Raw genomic sequence first — 18,479 nt, forward strand, 5'->3', positions numbered from 1 at the left:
GGGGGCCGGCGCCGCCGGGGGGGCGGGGCGCCGCCGCCGGGCGGGGGGGGGGGGGGGGCGGGGGGGGGGGGGGGGGGGGGGGGGGGGGGCGCGGGCCCCCGGCCCCCCCCCCCCCCCGGCCGTGTCACGTACGCCGGTTCTCCTGCGCCGAGCTCCGGTGTACACCCTCCCGACGGGAGGGGGAGCGGTCAGTCGTACCCGCGCGTGCGGAGGGGATGCCTACCCTCCTCAGCGCGAGTCGCTGCCCGCCGACTCGATGGCGGCGCGGCCGGCCTCCAGGCGCGCCACCGGGATCCGGAAGGGGGAGCAGGAGACGTAGTCCAGCCCCACCTCGTGGAAGAAGTGGACCGAGTCCGGGTCGCCGCCGTGCTCGCCGCAGACGCCGAGCTTGAGGTCGGGGCGGGTGGCCCGGCCGGCCTCGACGGCGTGCTTGACCAGCGAGCCGACGCCGTCGCGGTCGATGGTCTCGAACGGGGAGACCCCGAAGATGCCCTTCTCCAGGTAGGCGGTGAAGAACGAGGCCTCCACGTCGTCCCGGGAGAAGCCCCAGACCGTCTGGGTCAGGTCGTTGGTGCCGAAGGAGAAGAACTCGGCGGCCTCGGCGATCTGCCCGGCGGTCACCGCGGCGCGCGGCAGCTCGATCATGGTGCCGAGCTTGATGTCCAGGTGGACGCCGGTGGTCCGGGCGACCTCGGCGAGCACCCGCTCGCACTCGTCGCGGACCAGCTCCAGCTCCTGGACGGTGCCGACCAGCGGGATCATCACCTCGGGACGCGGGTCCCCGCCGGCCAGCTTGCGCTCGGCGGCGGCCTCGGCGATGGCCCGGACCTGCATGCCGAACAGGCCGGGGATGACCAGGCCGAGGCGGACGCCGCGCAGGCCGAGCATCGGGTTCTGCTCGTGCAGCTTGTGCACCGCCTGGAGCAGGCGCAGGTCGTTCTCGTTCGGGTCCTTGCGGGCCTCGGCGAGGGCGACGCGCACCGACAGCTCGGTGATGTCCGGCAGGAACTCGTGCAGCGGCGGGTCGAGCAGGCGGACGGTGACCGGCAGGCCGTCCATCGCCTGGAAGAGCTCCAGGAAGTCACCCTTCTGCAGCGGCAGCAGGGTGGAGAGGGCGAGCTCGCGGTCCTTGTCGTTGTCCGCCAGGATCAGGTGCTCGACCTCCTTGCGGCGCTCCTCGCCGAGGAACATGTGCTCGGTGCGGCACAGGCCGATGCCCTGGGCGCCGTAGCGGCGGGCGCGCGAGCCGTCCTCGGCGTTGTCGGCGTTGGCGCGCACGGCCAGCCGGCGGCGGCCGTCGGCGTGCGACATCAGCCGGTGCACGGCCTGGACCAGTCCGCCCTGGACGTCGGCGCCGGCGTGCAGGGTGCCCTCGAAGTACTCGACCACGGGGGACGGCAGGACGGGCACCTCACCGAGGTAGACCTTGCCGGTGGCGCCGTCGATCGAGACGACGTCGCCCTCGTGGATCACCTGGCCGTCGGCGGTGGTGAAGCGGCGGGCCTTGGTGTCGACCTCCAGCTCCTCGGCGCCGCAGACACAGGTCTTGCCCATGCCGCGGGCGACCACGGCCGCGTGCGAGGTCTTGCCGCCGCGCGAGGTCAGGATGCCCTCGGCGGCGATCATGCCGTCCAGGTCGTCCGGGTTGGTCTCGCGGCGGACCAGGATGACCTTCTCGCCGGAGCGGGACCACTTGACGGCGGTGTACGAGTCGAAGACGACCCTGCCGATCGCGGCGCCCGGCGAGGCGGCCAGGCCCCAGGCGATCTGCTGCGACTCGGTGTTGGGGGCGAAGCGGGGGAACATCAGCTGCGAGAGCTGGCCACCGGTGACCCGCATCAGGGCCTCGTCCAGGTCGATCAGGCCCTGGTCGACCAGCTGGACGGCGATCCGGAAGGCGGCCGCGGCGGTGCGCTTGCCGACGCGGGTCTGGAGCATCCAGAGCTTGCCGCGCTCGATGGTGAACTCGATGTCGCAGAGGTCGCGGTAGTGGTTCTCGAGCTTCTGCATGATCGCCATCAGCTCGTCGTACGACTTCTTGTCGAGCTTCTCCAGCTCGGCCAGCGGCAGGGTGTTGCGGATGCCGGCGACGACGTCCTCGCCCTGGGCGTTGGACAGGTAGTCGCCGTAGACGCCCTGGGTGCCGGTGGAGGGGTCGCGGGTGAAGGCGACGCCGGTGCCGGAGTCCTCGCCGAGGTTGCCGAAGACCATGGTGCAGACGTTGACCGCGGTGCCCAGGTCGTTCGGGATGCGCTCCTGGCGGCGGTACAGCCGGGCGCGGTCGCCGTTCCAGGAGTGGAAGACGGCGTGGATCGCGAGGTCCATCTGCTCGCGCGGGTCCTGCGGGAAGGCCCGGCCGGTCTCGCGCTCGACGATGCCCTTGAACACCTCGACGAGCGCCTTGAGGTCGGCGGCGTCCAGGTCGAGGTCGTTGACGGTGCCCTTGGCGTGCTTGGCCTCGTCCAGGGCCTCCTCGAAGAGCTCGCCGTCGACGCCCAGCACGGTCTTGCCGAACATCTGGACCAGGCGGCGGTAGGAGTCCCAGGCGAAGCGCTCGTTGCCGGACTGGGCGACGAGGCCGGCCACCGAGACGTCGGAGAGGCCGATGTTGAGGACGGTGTCCATCATGCCGGGCATGGAGAACTTCGCACCGGAGCGCACCGAGACGAGGAGGGGGTTGTCGGCCTGGCCGAGCTTCTTGCCCATCTCCTGCTCGAGGGCGTCCAGGTGGGCGCTGATCTCCTCGTGCAGCGAGGACGGCTCACTGCCGGTCTCCAGGAAGACCTTGCAGGCCTCGGTGGTGATGGTGAACCCCGGAGGGACGGGGAGGCCCAGGTTGGTCATCTCGGCCAGGTTCGCGCCCTTGCCGCCAAGAAGATCCTTGAGGTCCTTGTTTCCTTCGGTGAAGGAGTAAACAAACTTCTGCTGGGACGGCACGGGTCGGTCTCCTCGTACGCGGTTGCCCTGACGCCGGAGAACATACCCATTTCGAAGGCACTTCTCTGCCCTGAATAGGCCACACGAGGCTGGTACCGAGCGGTAACCCGCTAGATCGAATGCACATAAAGGCGTTCACCTCTGTTGGTGAAATCGTCCGCCTGACGCGAGCCAGTGTTCAATTCTTGAAGACAAGCAGGCTCTGAGATCGCACGATCCGGACGCACCGTAGCGACCGCGGAGCCATCGCGTTGCCCCGGCTTGATTTCCTGCACCCGGATCGGCGGATCACCGGCCGACCGACTTCGGGAAGCGATTCACAGCCGACCTGTCCACTTCGTCCACTGACCGGCCGTCAGTCCCCACCGTATGTGGCAAGCGTCACCAGCGCATCTCACGGGTCGAACGTAGAACCCCTGCGCCGATCGTCGCACTGCGTCCAGAAACGTGCTCTCTCCGTGATGTCCGGACGCCGAAAAGGAGCCCTCTTGTCCAGGATGGACAAGAGGGCTGGGACCTGATGGCCATCGGCCCCGAGGGGCTGATTTCGCCGGTCCGTACAGATCACCCGCCGGATGTGTCCGATTCGGCGTCGACGCCCGGTCGGGCGCAGTCGTACGGATCGTCCAACCAGCCCTCGGGCAGAACCACCCGGTTGTTGCCGCTGGTCCGCCCGCGCGGGCCGTCCGCACCCTCCGGCCAGCCCTGGGACTGCTCCACCTGGGAGAGGGTTTCGGCCAGTTCGGCCAGCGAGGAGGAGCCGGCGAGCCGCACCCGCAGCTCGGAGCCGACCGAGAAGCCCTTGGTGTACCAGGCGACGTGCTTGCGGAAGTCGATCACGCCGCGCGCCTCGTCGCCCAGCCACTCGCCGAGCAGCTGCGCGTGCCGCACCATCGCCGCGGCCACGTAGCCGAAGTCGGGGCGGGCGTAGTCCACGTCGCCCTCGAAGATCGCGACCAGGTCCTTGAACAGCCACGGCCGACCCAGGCAGCCGCGGCCCACCACCACGCCGTCGCAACCCGTCTCGCGCATCATCCGCAGGGCGTCGTCGGCCGACCAGATGTCCCCGTTGCCCAGCACCGGGATGTGCGCCGGGACGGACTCGCGCAGCCGGGCGATCGCCGACCAGTCGGCCGTCCCGCCGTAGTGCTGGGCGGCGGTGCGCCCGTGCAGGGCGATCGCGGCCACGCCCTCCTCGGCGCCGATCCGGCCGGCGTCCAGGTAGGTGAGGTGGTCGTCGTCGATGCCCTTGCGCATCTTCATGGTCACCGGCAGGTCGCCCGCGTTGGCGACGGCCTCGCGCAGGATCTCGCGCAGCAGGTTGCGCTTGTACGGCAGCGCCGAGCCGCCGCCCTTGCGGGTGACCTTGGGGACGGGGCAGCCGAAGTTGAGGTCGATGTGGTCGGCCAGGCCCTCCTCGGAGATCATCCGGGCGGCCTTGCCGACGGTCACCGGGTCCACCCCGTACAGCTGGATCGAGCGGGGCTTCTCGCTCGGGTCGAACTTGATCAGCTGCATGGTCTTGGCGTTGCGCTCGACCAGCGCCCGGGTGGTGATCATCTCCGAGACGTACAGGCCCCGGCCGCCGCTCTGCTCCCGGCACAGGGTGCGGAACGGCGCGTTGGTGATGCCGGCCATCGGCGCCAGCACGACGGGCGGCCACACCCGGATCGGGCCGATGTCGAGCGGCGCGAACTCGGTGTCGGGCGCGGTGGGTGCGGGCGTGACTGTCATGCGCGGCTGACCTCGGGTGATGGGGACGGGACTCTCCATTGTCCCCCACCCGGGTGAGCGGCCCCCGCCCGCTCCGGGGCGCCCCGCTACGGGGCCGCCGGCGCCGTGGCGGCCGCCGGCGCCGAGGTGGGCTCGGGCGCGGTGGTGGGCCGCGCCGGGGAGGCCCCGGCCGGTTCCGTCGGCTCCGGCCGCCCCGGGTCTTCCGACCGCGACGGCGCCGGGACGATGGTGATCGACCCGGAGGTGACCGCGGCGTGCACCCGGTTCGGGCCGGCGGGGTCCGCCAGCGCCGGGTCGATCCGGCCGTTGCCGCTGCCGATCTCGCTGGAGACGGAGTACCGGCTGTCCTTCGGCAGGGCCAGCTCCACCGAGCCGGAGGTGGCCGTGGTGTCCACCTCCTGGGGGGCCTTCGCGAAGCCCAGCTGCACCGAGCCCGTGGTGACCCGCGCCGTCACCCGCCGGACGCTCAGGTTGGCGCCCTGCACCAGACCGGAGGTGGCGTGCACGGACACGTTCCCGGAGGTGTCGGAGAGCAGCAGCTGGCCGGAGGTCAGCTCCATCCGCACGTCCCCGCTCAGGCCCTCCACCTGGACGGTGCCGGAGCCCACCGAGCCGATCACCTCGGTCGCGACCGGCACCTCCAGCTCGATCTCGGCGCCGCAGCCGAAGTCCGCGAACGGCAGGACCTGCCGGCAGCGCAGCCCGACCGTGAGCACGCCGTCGTCGAAGACGGTGGACACCACCGGCTTGCGCACCAGCCAGTCCAGGCTCTGCCGGACCACCACGTGGCCCTCCCGCCCGGCCCGCACCCGGACCGCCGCGTTGCCGGTCTCCAGCTGGAGCCGGTGGATCGCCATGTCGTACGGCCGGCTGGTGCTGGTGCGCTGCTGCACCGCCATCGACCAGGTCTGCAGTCCGGCGCCGATCATGACCAGGACGACCACGACCGTCCCGGCGGCCCGCCAGGCCCTCGTCCCCTTCACCGCTACCCGACCTCCAGGAAGCGCAGCACCGCCATCACCCGGCGGTGGCTGTCGTCGGCCGGGGGGAGTTCGAGCTTGGTGAAGATCGAGTTGATGTGCTTGGCCACCGCGCTGTCACTGACCACCAGCGAGGCCGCGATGGCCGCGTTGGAACGGCCCTCCGCCATCAGGGCGAGCACGTCGCGCTCGCGCGGGGTCAGCTTCTCCAACGGGTCCCGGTGGCGGCGCACCAACAGCTGGGCGACCACCTCCGGGTCCAGCGCGGTGCCGCCCTCGGCGACGCGCTGGAGCGCGTCCACGAAGTCGTCCACATTGGCCACCCGCTGCTTGAGCAGGTAGCCGACGCCGCTGGTGTTGGTCGCCAGCAGGTCCGCGGCATAGCGCTCCTCCACGAACTGGGAGAGCAGCAGGACGGCGGTGTCCGGCCACTGCCGGCGGATCACCATCGCCGCCTTCACCCCCTCGTCGTGGAACCCCGGAGGCATCCGGACGTCGGCCACCACCACCTTCGGGCGGTGCTCCTCGACGGCGGCCAGCAGTTCCACGGCGTCCCCGACGGCGGCCACGACCTCGAAGCCCACCGCCTCCAGGACCTTGACCAGGCCGACCCTCAGCAGGACCGAGTCCTCGGCGATCACAGCGCGCACGGCAACTCCACGGTGATGGTGGTGGGGCCCCCGAGGGGGCTGAGAACGGACAGCGTGCCGTCGACCGAGGCGGCGCGCTTGCGCAGACCGGTGAGCCCGGTGCCGCGCGAGGCGTCCGCGCCGCCCACGCCGTCGTCGCTGATGACCAGGCGCAGCCGGCCGTCGGCCGTCCGCACCGAGAGGTCGACGCGGTTCGCCCTGGCGTGCTTGGCCACGTTGGTGAGCGCCTCGGAGACGGTGAAGTAGGCGACCGCCTCGACGGTGGGGGCGACCTGCTCGGAGAGGTCGACGTCCAGGCGCACCGGCAGCGGGGCGCGGGCGGCGACGCCGGACAGCGCCGCGTCCAGGCCGCGGTCCTCCAGGACGGCGGGGTGCAGGCCGCGGACCAGGTCGCGCAGCTCGTCGATGGCCGCCTGGGCCTCCTCGTGCGCGTCGACGATCACCTGCATCAGCTCGGGCGGCACGTCCTTGAGGGTGCGCCGGGCCAGGCCCAGGTTCATCGCGAGGGAGGTGAGCCGCTGCTGGGCGCCGTCGTGCAGGTCGCGCTCGATCCGGCGGCGCTCGGCGTCCACCGCGTCGACCAGCCCGGCCCGGCTCTCGGCGATCTCCTCGACCCGCCGCTCCAGCGCCTCCGCCCGGTCCGGGCCGAGCAGCCGCCGGGCCACCCACACCTCCAGCCAGGCCAGTCGCGTCCCCACCGGGGGTAGCACCGCCAGCAGCACCACCCCGCCGAGGGTGAGCAGGACGTCCTCCCCGGCCAGGCCGGCGCGCAGCGCGGTGCCGGCCGGCAGCAGCCAGATCCAGCCGTACACAGTGGCCAGCACCACGGCGGCCGCCCAGGCGTACAGCACCGCCAGCGCACCCGCCGCGAGCAGCGGCCCGGCCACCAGGTGGTGCAGGGCCTGGCGCCAGGTCATCCCCAGCAGCCAGACCTGACGCCCCGTCGGCGGTCGCAGCGGCGGCACCTCCACCCCCCGCAGGGCGCGCAGCCGGCCGCGCTGGAGGGCGGTCAGCGGGCGGGAGCAGAGCAGGACGGCGGCGAGCAGCAGGAAGAGCAGGCTCGACTCGGTGACGGCCAGCCAGACCGGCAACGCCATGGGTATTCCGGCGGCGATGAAGCGGACGTCCCGCCAGGCCTCGGGCGACCACGGTGGGCGCCGGAGGCTCCTGACGAGCGCTCGGCGCAACGTGGTGGAGGGCATGCCGGACAGCGTAGGGCTCCGTGATCACGGGCCACCATGAAGGGGGGTTCCGGGTGAGGGTGTAGCTAGGTACACCCCCGATTCGGTGTGGGGCACTACCGACAGGACGGGGGTCCCGGCGGAAGGCTTGAGGGCATGACGAGCACTGCATCGCACTCCGCCACTCCGCCGCACGGGCGGCCCGGCCCCGGGGGTGCTTCCGGAGCACCGGCGGCGGACGGGGCGCTGCCGGAGGCGGCGCTGCCCGAGGGGGTGCTGCCGGACGGGGAGTCGGTGTCGGCGGCGGATGGCACGCTGCCGGCCGGGGCCGGGCCGTGGTCGGTCCGCAGCGTGCGGTCAGGACGCGGCCGGGCCGCGCTGGAGCTGTACCAGCACGGGGAGTTGACCGACGTCCTGGTCGCCGCCCGGCTCACCCCGCAGCTGCTGCGCGGTGCCCGGCACTGCCCGTCCGCCGGGCGGAGCCGGCACGTGCTGGCCTGGGGCCGGCTGGCCGCCGACGGTGCGGCGCCCGCGGTGGAGTTCACCGGGCGGCGACCGTTCCGCCGGGTGCGGTCGACGGCCGAGGTGGTCACGGTGGCCGGGCGGTTCTGGATCGCCTGGGCCGAGGGGCCGTTCGACGCGGTACGGGTCGAACACCCGGCGGGCGGGACGACCGAGCGGCTGCCGCTGGAGCGGGTGCGGGGCCTGGGCCGGGGCCGGGGTGCCGCGTGACCACCGCCGTCCTCGCCGCCCGCCCCATCCCCTCGTACGTCCTGCCCGCGCGCTTCGCCCGGCTTCCGGTCCTGGCGGCCGTCGCACTGCTGCCCTGGCTGGCGGTCCTCGCCGTCTGCCACGAGACCCCGTGGGTCGTGCTCGACCTCACCGAGTTCGCCGCCCTGCTCTCGCTGGACGCGCTGCTGCGCCGGCGCAGCCCCGCCGCGCTCTGGGCGGGCGCGGCGGTGGCCCTGCTGCTCACCGGGGACGCGCTGGCCGACATCGCCTGCGCCGGGCCGGGCCACGCGGTGCTCGCCGCGCTGGCCATGGCCACGTGCATCGAACTGCCGCTGGCCGCGGTGTGCCTGTGGCTCGGGCGGGACGCGGCGCTGCGGGCCTAGGCGCGGGTGGGCCGGCCAGGCACGGGTGGGCCGGCCAGGCACGGGTGGGCCAGTCAGGCGCGGGTGGGCAGCAGGTCCATCAGCGCGCGGGTCTCGTCGTCCAGCGGGGTGTACGTGATCATCCGCGTCCCCAGCTGCGGACTGAGCCAGAAGTTGGTGTACTCACAGCGCAACAGGCCGACGCCCGGCACCTGAAAGCGCTTGATCCCGTTGCCCGGCCGCATCACGTCGTGCCGCTGCCAGAGCTCCGCGAACTCCGGCGAGGCCTTGAGCATCCGGGCCAGCAGCGCCTTCCAGGCCGGCTCCGAGCCGTGGTCGGCCATCGCCGAGCGGAACCGGGCCACGATGCCGAGACGCTCGGTGCGGTAGTCCACCAGCACCTCGCGGAACTGCGAGGGCGTGAACGCCATCCACATCAGGTTCCGGTCCGCGGGGGCCAGTTCGTCGAGATCGCCGACGATCGCGGTGTACTGGGCGTTGTACGCCAGCACGTCGTAGCGGGAGTTGACCACCATGGCGGGGAACGGCGCCAGCTGCTCCAGCAGCAGCCGTACGCCCGGGGTCACCGAGGGGCAGTCCCGCACCGGCGCCGGGTCCTCCGCGCCGGCCAGGGTGAACAGGTGGGCGCGCTCGCTCGGATCCAGCAGCAGCGCCCGGGCCACCGAGTCCAGCACCTGGGTGGACACCTGGATGTCCCGTCCCTGTTCCAGCCACGTGTACCAGGTCACCCCGACCGCGGCGAGCTGCGCGACCTCCTCCCGGCGCAGCCCCGGCGTCCGGCGGCGGCCGGTCATCGGCAGGCCCACCTGCTCGGGCGCCAGGCGCTCGCGGCGGCTGCGCAGGAACCCGGCCAGCTCGTGGCGGCGGGCGTCGTCGGGGGTGGCCGGGCCCGGACCGGCCGGACCGGCTGAACCAGTCGAACCGGTCGAACCGGTGCGGGCTCGCGCGGGGCCGGCCGGACCGGTGCGGGCTTGCGCGGGAGGCGTGGCGAGACTCATGCTCCCCAGCATGCGCCAGCCGTCAGCCTGTTGCCAGGTACTTCTTATACCTGGATAACCACACTCTGGTACCAGGGTACGGAGCGACGGATCGTATGACCCGTGACCCAACAACTCGCCGTCGCCCCCGCATCGGCCCGCACCGCCACCACCCCGGGCACCGCGGCCGCCCGTACCACCTCGCCCGGTTCCACCGGACCCGCCGGACCCGCCCCCACCCTCGGCACCGCGGGGCTGGTCACCGTGCTGCTCGGCGCCTTCCTGCCGATGCTCGACTTCTTCATCGTCAACGTCGCCCTGCCCACCATCGACCACGACCTGGCCGCCGGGCCCGCCGTCCTCGAACTGGTCGCCGCCGGCTACGGCATCGCCTTCGCCGTGCTGCTCGTCCTCGGCGGGCGCCTCGGCGACAACTACGGCCGCCGCCGGCTCTTCGTCGTCGGCGCCGTCGCCTTCGCCCTCACCTCGCTGGCCTGCGGCCTCGCTCCCGGCGCGTGGTCCCTGGTCGCCGCCCGGGCCGCCCAGGGCGCCTCGGCCGCGCTGCTGATCCCGCAGGTGCTCGGCACCATCACCGCCGCCACCGAGGGCGCCCGGCGCGGCCGCGCGCTCAGCGTCTACGGCGCCGTCGGCGGGATCTCGGTGGTGATCGGGCAGGTGCTCGGCGGGATGCTGGTCGCCGCCGACCTGTTCGGCACCGGCTGGCGCTCGGTGTTCCTGTTGAACGTGCCGTTCGCGCTGCTCGCCGTGGTGCTCGCGGTCCGCTACGTCCCGGAGAACAGGGCCGCCACGGCCGCCCGGGTCGACGTCCCCGGCACCGTCCTGCTCACCGCCACCCTGCTCTCCCTGCTCATCCCGCTGATGGAGGGCCGGGCCGCCGGCTGGCCGCTCTGGTCCTGGGTGCTGCTGGCGCTGTTCCCCGTCCTCGCCGTCGCCTTCGGCGTCGTCGAGCGCCGCGCCGAGCGGCGCGGGGACACCCCGCTGGTGCCGCCGTCCCTGCTGCGCATCCCGGAGATGCGGCGCGGCCTCGGCATCGCGCTGCCCTACTTCGCGGGCTTCGGCGGCTTCATGTTCGTCATCGCGGTCGCCCTCCAGCAGGGCCTCCGGCTCGGACCGGTCGCGGCCGGCTGGGCGCTCGTCCCGATGGCGGTCGGCTACTTCTCCGCCTCACTCGCCGGCCCGCGGCTGATCGGCCGCTGGGGCAGCCGGGTGCTCAGCGCGGGCGCCGTCGTCCAGGCCACCGGCCTCGGCACCCTCGCCCTGACCGTCCTGACCGACTGGGCGCACTTCTCCCCGCTCCGGATGGCCCCGGGCGTCGCCCTCGCCGGCATCGGGCAGGGCCTGATCGGCACCCCGCTGTTCCGGGTCGTCCTCGCCAAGGTGCCGGCCGCCCGGGCCGGCGTCGGCAGCGGTGTCCTCGCCACCGGCCAGCAGTCCAGCCTCGCCCTGGGCGTCGCCACCCTCGGCACCCTCTACCTCTCGCTCTCCCCCGTCCTGGGCATGGACCGGGCCCTCGCACTGTGCCTGGGTATCCAGCTCCTCGGCTCCTTCACCGTCCTGTACCTGACCACCCGGCTTCCCCGCTCCATCGGGTGACCCCGGGCGTCCGGGGTCCGGGCTGTGGACTGCGGGCTGTGGACTGCGGGCTCCGGGCTGCGGCGGGGGCGGCATCGGCGACGGCTCGGCGAACGGCCTCGTGACCGGGACGACCGGTCGCGGGGCCGTCGGCGTTCCCTCGGCTTCCCGGTGGCCGTTCCCGGTGGCTTTCCCGGCTGCTTTCCCGGCGGCGCGGGTCTCAGCGGCGCGGGCTTCGGTGGGGGCCGAGCCGGTCGAGCCAGTGGCCGAACAGGGTGCGGACGGCTCCGGCGGCCTCGACCTGGGGGTTGTGGCCGACGCCGTCGAGGACGGCGGCGGCCATCCGGGGGTAGTGGTCGAGCAGGGCGAGCTGGTCGCGCCAGCCGACCAGGGCGTCCTGCCGGGTGGTGACCAGCAGGTGGTGGCCGCGGTGCTGCGGGGCCCGGTGCTCGGGCCAGTGCGGCAGCAGAAAGTCGGCTTCGAGTTCGGCGGCGGCCGCCCGGTCGTGCGCCTCCCAGCCGGGCCGGACGGATCGCTCGAAGAGCTCCCAACTCGCCTCGGTGTGGCGGGCCATGACGTACCGGAACAGCTCGCGGCCGGCGGCCGGGAGGCGGGCGAGGAGGTCCTCGTCGCGTTCGACCACGGACTCCTCGGGCAGCGACCGGTCGGCGCCCCAGCGCACCACCGGCACCAACAGCGCCGAGCCCAGCACCTGCTCGCCGAACCGCGCGGTCACCGCCCGGGCCAGCTGACCGCCGAAGGACTGGCCGACCACGGCGAAGGGGCGACGGCCGACCTGCTCCTCGATCCACCCGGAGACGGCCTCGGCCAGGGCGCTCGCCGAGGCCGGGCCCGGCAGCCGGGGGCTGCTGCCGTGGCCGGGGAGGTCGAGGTAGAGGCGACGCCAGCCGGGCCGGTCGGCGAAGGCGGGTTCGAGCGGGAGCAGGACGCGGTGGTCGACGGTGTAGCCGTGGATCAGGACGATCGGGGTGCCGTCACCGAAGGCGGTGTGGCGGATCGCGGAGCCGGTCGTGCCGGTCGTGCCGGTCGTGCCGGTCGCGTCAGTCGCGTGGTTCGTGTCGTTGGTGTCGTTGGTGTCGTTCATGTCGTTCGTGTCGATCATGAGGACAGCGTCCAACACTGACACCGGTGGCAAGGTCAAACGGCGGTTCCGACGGCCGGTTCAGGAGGGTTCAGGAGAGGCTCTTGACCACGTCCAGGTACTCCCGGATGGCGTCCCGGTTGCGCGTCAGGCACAGGATCCGGCGGGTCATCCGGTCCGTCTCGGTCTCCAGGGTGGTGAGCATCTCCGCCGTGGCGTCGGCGAAGTGGATCGTCCGCGGGGTGTCCAGGCAGGGCAGGATCTGCTTGATGATCCGGGTCGGCAGCCCCGCGTCCAACAGCCCGCGGATCTGCAGCACCCGGTCCACGAGGTACTCGTCGTAAGCGCGGTAGCTGTTCGCCTCGCGGCGCGGCGTGATCAGCCCCTGCTGCTCGTAGTAGCGCAGCAGGCGCGGAGTGGTCTCCGCCCGCCGGGCGAGTTCACCGATGCGCATATGTGACCATCCTCACCCCGGGCCGGCACCCTCCCGGCTGGACCTTGACACGGATGTCAACGATAAACGATCGGGCCCATGCCCACTCCTGAACTCCACGCCCCCGCGCGGCCGGTGGCCGCGGCACCGAGGCTGCCCTGGCCCGCGCTGCTGGCCATGAGCGCCGGCGGATTCGTCACGATCATGACCGAGGCCCTGCCCGCCGGGGTGCTGCCCGCGATGAGTGCCGACCTCGGCGTCCGCCAGTCCGCCGCAGGGCAGTCCGTCACGCTCTACGCGGTCGGCTCCATCGCGGCCGCCGTCCCGCTGACCGCCGTCACCGGCCGCCTGCCGCGCAAGCCCCTGCTGCTGGTCGCCGTCGGAGGCTTCGCCGCGGCCAACGCCGTCACCGCCGTCTCGCCGAGCTATCCGCTCACCATGGCCGCCCGGTTCGCGGCCGGCCTGGTCGCCGGGCTGCTCTGGGCGCTGCTGGCCGGGTACGCCCGGGGCATCGTCGCCCCGGAGCAGCGCGGGCGGGCGATGGCCGTCGCCATGACCGGCTCGACGGTCGCCCTGTCGGTGGGCGTGCCCGCCGGCACCGTGCTGGCCGGCCTGGTGGGCTGGCGGGCCACCTTCGGGCTGATGAGCGCGATCGCCCTGGCGCTGACCGGCTGGATGCTGTTCGTACTGCCGGAACCGCCCGGCCGGGCCGACCGGACCGACCGGGCCCGGACTCCGGTCCGGCGGGTGCTGCGGACGCCGGGCGTCGCCGCCGTGCTGGCCGTCACGGCGACCTTCGTGCTCGCCCACAACATCCTCTACACGTACGTCGCCGCGCTGCTCGCACCGCTGGGGCTCGACGGCCGGACGGACACCGTCCTGCTCGTCATCGGGCTGTCCTCGCTGGCGAGCATCCTCGGCACCGGCGCCCTGATCGACCGCTACCTGCGCCCGCTGACCATCGCCGCCTCCGTCCTCCTCGCCGTCGCCGCGCTGCTCCTCGCCGCCGCCCTGCTCGGCTCGGCCGGCTGGCCCGTCTACGCGGCCGCCGCGCTCTGGGGCCTCGGCTTCGGCGGCGCCGCCACCCTCCTCCAGACCGCCGTCGCCGACGCGGCCGGGCCGGCCGGGGACATCGCCCAGTCGCTGCTCGTCACCTGCTGGAACCTCGGCATCGCGGTCGGCGGCCTGGCCGGCGGCCTCCTCCTCGACCACGCCGGCCCGACGGCCCTGCCCTGGTCCGCCCTCGTCCTGCTGGCCGCCGCACTGGCCGTCACCCTCGGCGGACGGCGCCACGCCTTCCCGGCGCGGCATGAGCACTCTTCCGTGTGAAATCGACGCACGTTCCTCGTGACCGACGCACGGCCCGCCGTACCGTGAGTCGCATGACAGCCAGAGTCCCCATCCGCCAGCTCCAGCAGCACGCCAGCGAGTTGATCGACCGGGTCGCGGCCGGCGAGCGCGTCGAGATCACCCGCAACGGGCGGCTGATCGCCGTCCTCGCACCGCCCGATCCCGAGCAGCGGGTGCTGGAGGACCTCGTTCGCGACGGCACCATCGACCCGGAGAACGCCGCCACCGCGCGCGGCCTGGCCGACTGGCCTCTCCCCGAGCCAGACACCGGGCTCGGGTCGGCCTCCGAGGCCCTGCTCGCCATGCGTGAGGAGGAGGACCGTTGATCTACCTCGACTCCTGCGCGATCCTCAAGCTCCTGGTCCCCGAGAAGGAATCCACCGCTCTACGCACGTTTCTCTCCTCGCACGGCGCCGAGGGACATGCGACCAGCGCACTGACCCAGGTTGAGGTGCCACGCGCCCTGATCCGGATCGGCGCACCACCGGAGTTACTGGACAAGTCGACCGACCTGCTCGACCGGCTGCTCCGCGTCCGGCTCTCCGATCCCGTCCTCAGGGCAGCGTGCCGGTTCCCCACCCAGCACCTCCGCACACTCGACGCGATTCATCTCGTCAGCGCCGAGCACTTGGAGCACGCGCTCACCGCCTTCGTCACGTACGACAAGCGCCTGGCCGACGCGGCGGAGGAACGGGACCTGCCCGTGGTCGTGCCCGGTAGGGCAGCCGGCTCCCGGTAGGCGGACACTCGGGCCCCGACCGGCCGGGTGACGAGCCGGCCTGGTCGGAGCCGGGCGAGCCCCGGCTGCCGACGGCGAGCCTGTCGCTATCGCTCGGGCACGGTGCCGGGCAGCTGCCGGGCCCGATCCTCGTGGTCGACGGTCAGGACCGCGGGTCAACCGACCCGCCCGACCGTCTGCTCCGCGTCCGGCTCCGGTCATCCATCGCCAACTCGAAGCAGCTGCCTGGGTGTCACTACCACGGCCACCCTGCCGCCGGGTCCCCCTCCCTCCGCGATCCGCCACCCTTCCCCGCCCGCTTCCTCGCCCGCTTCGACGGCCCCGGCAGGGTCGCACTGCTCGTCCCGGCAGCTGCTGTTCGCCCGCCCGGCCCCTCCGCCCGGCTCGATCAGCGGTGTCAACCCTGACCATCGTCATGGTCGTTGCCTGACTTTCGGGTCGGGTGGAAAGGGCTCCTCGGCTTCTACCGTCCGGACCATGACGTACACGGACAGGAAATCCAGGAAGCCCACGACCGGCCGAAGGATCCGGACCGCGGGGGCGGGCAGGCCCGTCCCGGCCGCGGTCCTGCTCTGCGCGGGGGCCGGGGTGGTGGCGTGGCTGGCGCCGGAGCGGGGTGGCGGGGCGGGGCCGGTGCGGGTGTCGGCCGGGTGGTCGGCGGCCGGCTACCGGCGGGTGGCGGAGGCCGTCGCCGATGCCCCGCGTGCGGTGGCCGCGCTGCTGGAGCCGGCCACCGAGGTGGGGTTGCTGGTGCTGGGGCTGCTGCTGGCGTTCTGCTGGTGGACGGCCCGGGCCCGGCGGGCCGCCGGGGCGGTCGCGGGGGTGGCACTGGTCGGGCTGGGCACGGTGCTGGCCTACGGGGCGAGCGAGGTGCTGAAGGTGGTCCTCGACGAGGAGCGGCCCTGCCGGGCTCCGGCCGGGCTGCCGGGCCCGGCGGCGGCCGAGTGTCCGCCGCCGGGTGACTGGTCGTTCCCCAGCAACCACGCCACCCTGGCGGTCGCGCTGGCGACGGGGCTGGTGCTGCTGCGCCCGCGCTGGGCGCTGTCGGCCATACCCGTCGGCGGTGCCACGGCCGCGCTGCGGGTGGCGGCCGGGGTGCACTATCCGCACGACGTGCTCGTCGGTGCCGCGCTCGGCGGCACGGTCACGGCGGCGGTCGTCCTCGCCCTGCGGCCTGCGGCCACCACCGTGGTGACGGCGCTGACCGGGGTGCCCGTCCTCGGGCGGCTGCTGTCGGCGCCGGCGATACCGTCGGCCCTGGGCGCGAACTCGGGCTCGGGCGTGACGGTCTCAGTCCCGCGGGCCGCCCGCGCAGGTGGCGCCGAGGGTCAGCCCGGCCTCGTGCGCGAGGACGGCGGCGGCCGCCCGGTTGGCCACGCCCAGCCGCGCCAGGATGGAGCTCACATGGGCCTTCACGGTGCCCTCCACCACTCCCAGTCGGCGGGCGATCTGACCGTTGGACAGCCCGGCGGCGATCAGCGTCAGTACGTCCCGTTCCCGGGTGGTCAGGGCGGCCACCTGTTTCCGGGCGCCGGCGCGCCGGTCGGCGGGGCCGCCGGCTCCGGTGGCGGCCAGGTGGGCGACCACCCGGGCGGCCACCTTGGGTGAGAGGTAGGCCGCACCGCCCGCCACCGCGTGCACCCCGGCGAGCAGTTCCTCGGGCTCTCCGGACTTGATCAGGAAGCCGTTCGCGCCGCCGCCGAGCGCGCGCAGGATGTAGTCGTCCTCACCGAAGGTGGTCAGCATGAGCACTCCGGTCGCCAGACCGTTGCGGCGGATCTCGGCGGCGGCCGTGATGCCGTCCGTCCCGGGCATCCGGATGTCCAGCACGGCGACGTCCGGCCGGTGGCGCCGGACGAGTTCGACGGCCTCCCGGCCGTCCCCGGTCTCGGCGACGATCTCGATGCCCGGGTCGGTGGCGAGCACGGCGCGCAGTCCGGCACGGATCATGGGCTCGTCGTCGGCGAGCAGCACCCGGATCGGTGCGGTGGTCATCGGCGGCTCCTGTCGGTCGCTCGGGACGGAGGTGGTGCGGGAAGAGAGGTACGACGGGAGGTCAGGAGACGAGCACGTCGCGGGAGACGAGCCGGGAGTCCCGGAAGCAGAGCCGGTAGGCGTCGCCGGCCCGGTCCACGAACAGTTGGGCGGTGATGGCGTAGTAGGTGCACGAGACCCCCTCCCCCGACGGCGGCGCCGGTGTCGACGACCCGACCGGCGGGCGGTACGGCAGCCGGTGGCCCGGCAGCAGGCGCTCGACCGAGGCCTGCTCCTGCCCCACCTGGAGGGAGGCGTAGACCTCCGGGTCCAGCACCGACAGGCTGACCACGTAGAGCGTCCATACTCGCAGGGCCACGGTCAGCAGCACGGCCGTCACCAGCGGGACAAGCACCACGGCGGCCAGCGTTCGCCCCACCCTGCGCCGAGCCTGCCGCAGCTCGCGCACCGGCGACGGCGGGGCCGCGGGCACCGGCGGGACGGGCCCCGCGGCACGGCGCGGCAGGTCGGCCACGACCTCGAACCCGCCGTCCGGGCGGGCCCGGTGGGCGAAGGTGCCGCCCGCGAGCCGGACGCGCTCGGTCAGGCCGACCAGGCCGCGGCCGCCGGTGGACGGCACGGCGGGCACCGCGGTCTGCGCTGCGGTGGAGGTGGAGGTACTGGCGAACGTCTCGACGAACGTCGCGGTGGGCGTTGCGCTGCGAGGGGTTGACCCGGGGGCCGACGACGCCGCGCCAGCACGGGCGCCGGCGGACACGGGCACAGGCCCGTTGGCCACCCGGAGGCGGGCGCCGTCCGCCGCGTAGGCCACCTCCACAGTGACGGCCGCCCGCGGTGCGTGCTTGGCGGCGTTGGTCAGCGCCTCCTGCACCACCCGGAAAGCGGCGTGCTCGGTGGCGCGCGGGAGCCCGTCCGGCTCCCCGGTGATCTCCGAGCGGACGTCCAGGCCGGCGGCGGCCGCCTCGGCAACGAGCTGCGGGATGTCCGAGTCGGCGGGCCCGTGGGCCACAGAGGTGCCCTCGCCGTTCTCGTCCCCGGCGCGCAGGATGCCGATCACCTCGCCGAGCCGGTCGACGGCGGCGGCCGCGCCCGCCCGGATCTCCTGGACGGCCTCCCGGTGGGGCTGGGCCAGGCCGGGAGCGAGCTTGAGGGCCCCGGCGCGCAGAGCGATCAGGCTGAGGTCGTGCCCGAGGGCGTCGTGCATGTCCTGGGCGATGCGGGCACGTTCACGCAGGCGGGCCTGCTCGGCGACGAGTTGCTGCTCGCGCTCCAGCCGCTCGGCCCGCTCCCAGCCGGCGCGCACCAGCTCCTGCGACTGCCGCCAGAACCGGCCCAGCAGCCACGGCCCCATCCCGGTGCTCACGGCGAGCGCGACGAACCGCAGGCCCAGAACGATCCAGGAGGGCACCGACCCGACCATCAGTACCCCGGCCGCCACCAGGACGGCGAACACCACCGCCGCCGGCCGTACCCGCTCCATCCGCAGCCCGGCCAGGAAGGAGAACCCGATCGCGGGCAGCGCCCACCAGAGGCTGGTGACACCGAGCCCGATACACACCGACGCCACCACGGGCAGCGCCGCCCCACTCATCCGCATGCCCACGACCCTATGAGCGCCGCCGTCGCGGCGGATCTGTCGAAAGTCATGCCCGGGGCGCCAACCCGTGCCCACGACGCGGCGCGCGGGCGGCTC

17 protein-coding genes and 1 pseudogene are annotated in these 18,479 nt (G+C 73.8%); 7 read left to right on the forward strand and 11 right to left on the reverse strand.

What is annotated here, in order from left to right; all coding sequences use genetic code 11:
- Positions 1-228: 228 nt before the first annotated feature.
- From ppdK to ACGF13_RS07240, 5 genes are all read right to left on the reverse strand, one after another.
- Positions 229-2,937 carry a pyruvate, phosphate dikinase gene (ppdK, locus tag ACGF13_RS07220; RefSeq protein WP_392869783.1) on the reverse strand — a complete coding sequence of 903 codons (2,709 nt, stop codon included), beginning with the start codon at positions 2,935-2,937 and terminating at the stop codon, positions 229-231.
- A 564-nt stretch (positions 2,938-3,501) separates the two neighbouring features.
- Positions 3,502-4,671: a tRNA dihydrouridine synthase DusB gene (dusB, locus tag ACGF13_RS07225; protein WP_392869785.1), complete on the reverse strand. Its 1,170-nt coding sequence runs from the start codon at positions 4,669-4,671 to the stop codon at positions 3,502-3,504.
- 86 nt (positions 4,672-4,757) lie between these two features.
- The gene (locus ACGF13_RS07230; RefSeq protein ID WP_392869787.1) at positions 4,758-5,654 is read right to left on the reverse strand and encodes a DUF4097 family beta strand repeat-containing protein; all 897 of its coding nucleotides are present in this window, start codon (positions 5,652-5,654) and stop codon (positions 4,758-4,760) included.
- 2 nt (positions 5,655-5,656) lie between these two features.
- Positions 5,657-6,301, reverse strand: a complete 645-nt coding sequence (locus tag ACGF13_RS07235) for a response regulator (RefSeq protein ID WP_392869789.1) — start codon at positions 6,299-6,301, stop codon at positions 5,657-5,659.
- Positions 6,289-7,503, reverse strand: coding sequence for a histidine kinase (locus tag ACGF13_RS07240; protein ID WP_392869791.1), 1,215 nt, complete (start codon positions 7,501-7,503; stop codon positions 6,289-6,291). The genes ACGF13_RS07235 and ACGF13_RS07240 overlap by 13 nt, the downstream gene beginning before the upstream one ends.
- A 135-nt stretch (positions 7,504-7,638) precedes the next feature.
- Here ACGF13_RS07240 and ACGF13_RS07245 point away from each other — a divergent pair, with 135 nt between their 5' ends.
- Positions 7,639-8,214: a hypothetical protein gene (locus tag ACGF13_RS07245; protein ID WP_392869793.1), complete on the forward strand. Its 576-nt coding sequence runs from the start codon at positions 7,639-7,641 to the stop codon at positions 8,212-8,214.
- Positions 8,211-8,597, forward strand: a complete 387-nt coding sequence (locus tag ACGF13_RS07250) for a hypothetical protein (protein ID WP_392869795.1) — start codon at positions 8,211-8,213, stop codon at positions 8,595-8,597. The genes ACGF13_RS07245 and ACGF13_RS07250 overlap by 4 nt, the downstream gene beginning before the upstream one ends.
- 53 nt (positions 8,598-8,650) lie before the next feature.
- Here the strand turns inward: ACGF13_RS07250 and ACGF13_RS07255 are convergent, their stop codons facing one another.
- Complete coding sequence (locus ACGF13_RS07255; RefSeq protein WP_392869797.1) at positions 8,651-9,595, reverse strand: helix-turn-helix transcriptional regulator; 945 nt, start codon at positions 9,593-9,595, stop codon at positions 8,651-8,653.
- 102 nt (positions 9,596-9,697) lie between these two features.
- Here ACGF13_RS07255 and ACGF13_RS07260 point away from each other — a divergent pair, with 102 nt between their 5' ends.
- A complete protein-coding gene (locus ACGF13_RS07260) occupies positions 9,698-11,188 on the forward strand; it encodes an MFS transporter (protein WP_392869799.1) in 1,491 nt (496 codons plus the stop codon).
- 199 nt (positions 11,189-11,387) lie between these two features.
- Here the strand turns inward: ACGF13_RS07260 and ACGF13_RS07265 are convergent, their stop codons facing one another.
- Together ACGF13_RS07265 and ACGF13_RS07270 are read right to left on the reverse strand one after the other, a co-directional pair.
- Entirely contained in the window at positions 11,388-12,290 is a 903-nt protein-coding gene (locus tag ACGF13_RS07265) for an alpha/beta fold hydrolase (protein ID WP_392869801.1), read from the reverse strand.
- 70 nt (positions 12,291-12,360) lie between these two features.
- Complete coding sequence (locus tag ACGF13_RS07270) at positions 12,361-12,723, reverse strand: MerR family transcriptional regulator (RefSeq protein ID WP_392869803.1); 363 nt, start codon at positions 12,721-12,723, stop codon at positions 12,361-12,363.
- 78 nt (positions 12,724-12,801) lie between these two features.
- Between ACGF13_RS07270 and ACGF13_RS07275 the strand changes: the two genes are divergently transcribed.
- The 3 genes from ACGF13_RS07275 to ACGF13_RS07285 are packed head-to-tail and all read left to right on the forward strand — an operon-like array spanning position 12,802 to position 14,791.
- Positions 12,802-14,031 carry an MFS transporter gene (locus ACGF13_RS07275; RefSeq protein ID WP_392869805.1) on the forward strand — a complete coding sequence of 410 codons (1,230 nt, stop codon included), beginning with the start codon at positions 12,802-12,804 and terminating at the stop codon, positions 14,029-14,031.
- Positions 14,032-14,084: 53 nt separating this feature from the next.
- A complete protein-coding gene (locus ACGF13_RS07280; RefSeq protein WP_392869807.1) occupies positions 14,085-14,378 on the forward strand; it encodes a type II toxin-antitoxin system Phd/YefM family antitoxin in 294 nt (97 codons plus the stop codon).
- A complete protein-coding gene (locus ACGF13_RS07285) occupies positions 14,375-14,791 on the forward strand; it encodes a type II toxin-antitoxin system VapC family toxin (protein WP_392869809.1) in 417 nt (138 codons plus the stop codon). Before ACGF13_RS07280 ends, ACGF13_RS07285 begins: the two co-directional genes overlap by 4 nt.
- A 665-nt stretch (positions 14,792-15,456) precedes the next feature.
- Here ACGF13_RS07285 and ACGF13_RS07290 read toward each other — a convergent pair.
- A complete protein-coding gene (locus ACGF13_RS07290; protein ID WP_392870136.1) occupies positions 15,457-15,636 on the reverse strand; it encodes a hypothetical protein in 180 nt (59 codons plus the stop codon).
- 34 nt (positions 15,637-15,670) lie between these two features.
- On the opposite strand from ACGF13_RS07290, the pseudogene ACGF13_RS07295 reads away from it, so the two are divergent.
- A pseudogene (locus ACGF13_RS07295) lies at positions 15,671-15,898 on the forward strand (phosphatase PAP2 family protein); the annotation flags it as partial.
- Positions 15,899-16,081: 183 nt separating this feature from the next.
- On the opposite strand, the gene ACGF13_RS07300 reads toward ACGF13_RS07295, so the two are convergent.
- Together ACGF13_RS07300 and ACGF13_RS07305 are read right to left on the reverse strand one after the other, a co-directional pair.
- Positions 16,082-16,786, reverse strand: a complete 705-nt coding sequence (locus tag ACGF13_RS07300) for a response regulator (protein ID WP_392869811.1) — start codon at positions 16,784-16,786, stop codon at positions 16,082-16,084.
- Positions 16,787-16,847: 61 nt separating this feature from the next.
- Positions 16,848-18,383, reverse strand: a complete 1,536-nt coding sequence (locus ACGF13_RS07305; protein ID WP_392869813.1) for a sensor histidine kinase — start codon at positions 18,381-18,383, stop codon at positions 16,848-16,850.
- Between the last annotated feature and the right edge of the window lie 96 nt (positions 18,384-18,479).

The sequence above is a fragment of the Kitasatospora sp. NPDC048286 genome (assembly GCF_043201735.1).
Taxonomy (GTDB): Bacteria; Actinomycetota; Actinomycetes; order Streptomycetales; family Streptomycetaceae; genus Kitasatospora.

Bases quoted from the DNA above. Each gene is read 5' to 3' on its own strand.
- dusB (WP_392869785.1), bottom strand. From the start codon at position 4,671: ATGACAGTCACGCCCGCACCCACCGCGCCCGACACCGAGTTCGCGCCG.
- ACGF13_RS07240 (WP_392869791.1), bottom strand. From the start codon at position 7,503: ATGCCCTCCACCACGTTGCGCCGAGCGCTCGTCAGGAGCCTCCGGCGC.
- ACGF13_RS07245 (WP_392869793.1), top strand. From the start codon at position 7,639: ATGACGAGCACTGCATCGCACTCCGCCACTCCGCCGCACGGGCGGCCC.
- ACGF13_RS07255 (WP_392869797.1), bottom strand. From the start codon at position 9,595: ATGAGTCTCGCCACGCCTCCCGCGCAAGCCCGCACCGGTCCGGCCGGC.
- ACGF13_RS07265 (WP_392869801.1), bottom strand. From the start codon at position 12,290: ATGATCGACACGAACGACATGAACGACACCAACGACACCAACGACACG.
- ACGF13_RS07270 (WP_392869803.1), bottom strand. From the start codon at position 12,723: ATGCGCATCGGTGAACTCGCCCGGCGGGCGGAGACCACTCCGCGCCTG.
- ACGF13_RS07275 (WP_392869805.1), top strand. From the start codon at position 12,802: ATGCCCACTCCTGAACTCCACGCCCCCGCGCGGCCGGTGGCCGCGGCA.
- ACGF13_RS07280 (WP_392869807.1), top strand. From the start codon at position 14,085: ATGACAGCCAGAGTCCCCATCCGCCAGCTCCAGCAGCACGCCAGCGAG.
- ACGF13_RS07300 (WP_392869811.1), bottom strand. From the start codon at position 16,786: ATGACCACCGCACCGATCCGGGTGCTGCTCGCCGACGACGAGCCCATG.
- ACGF13_RS07305 (WP_392869813.1), bottom strand. From the start codon at position 18,383: ATGCGGATGAGTGGGGCGGCGCTGCCCGTGGTGGCGTCGGTGTGTATC.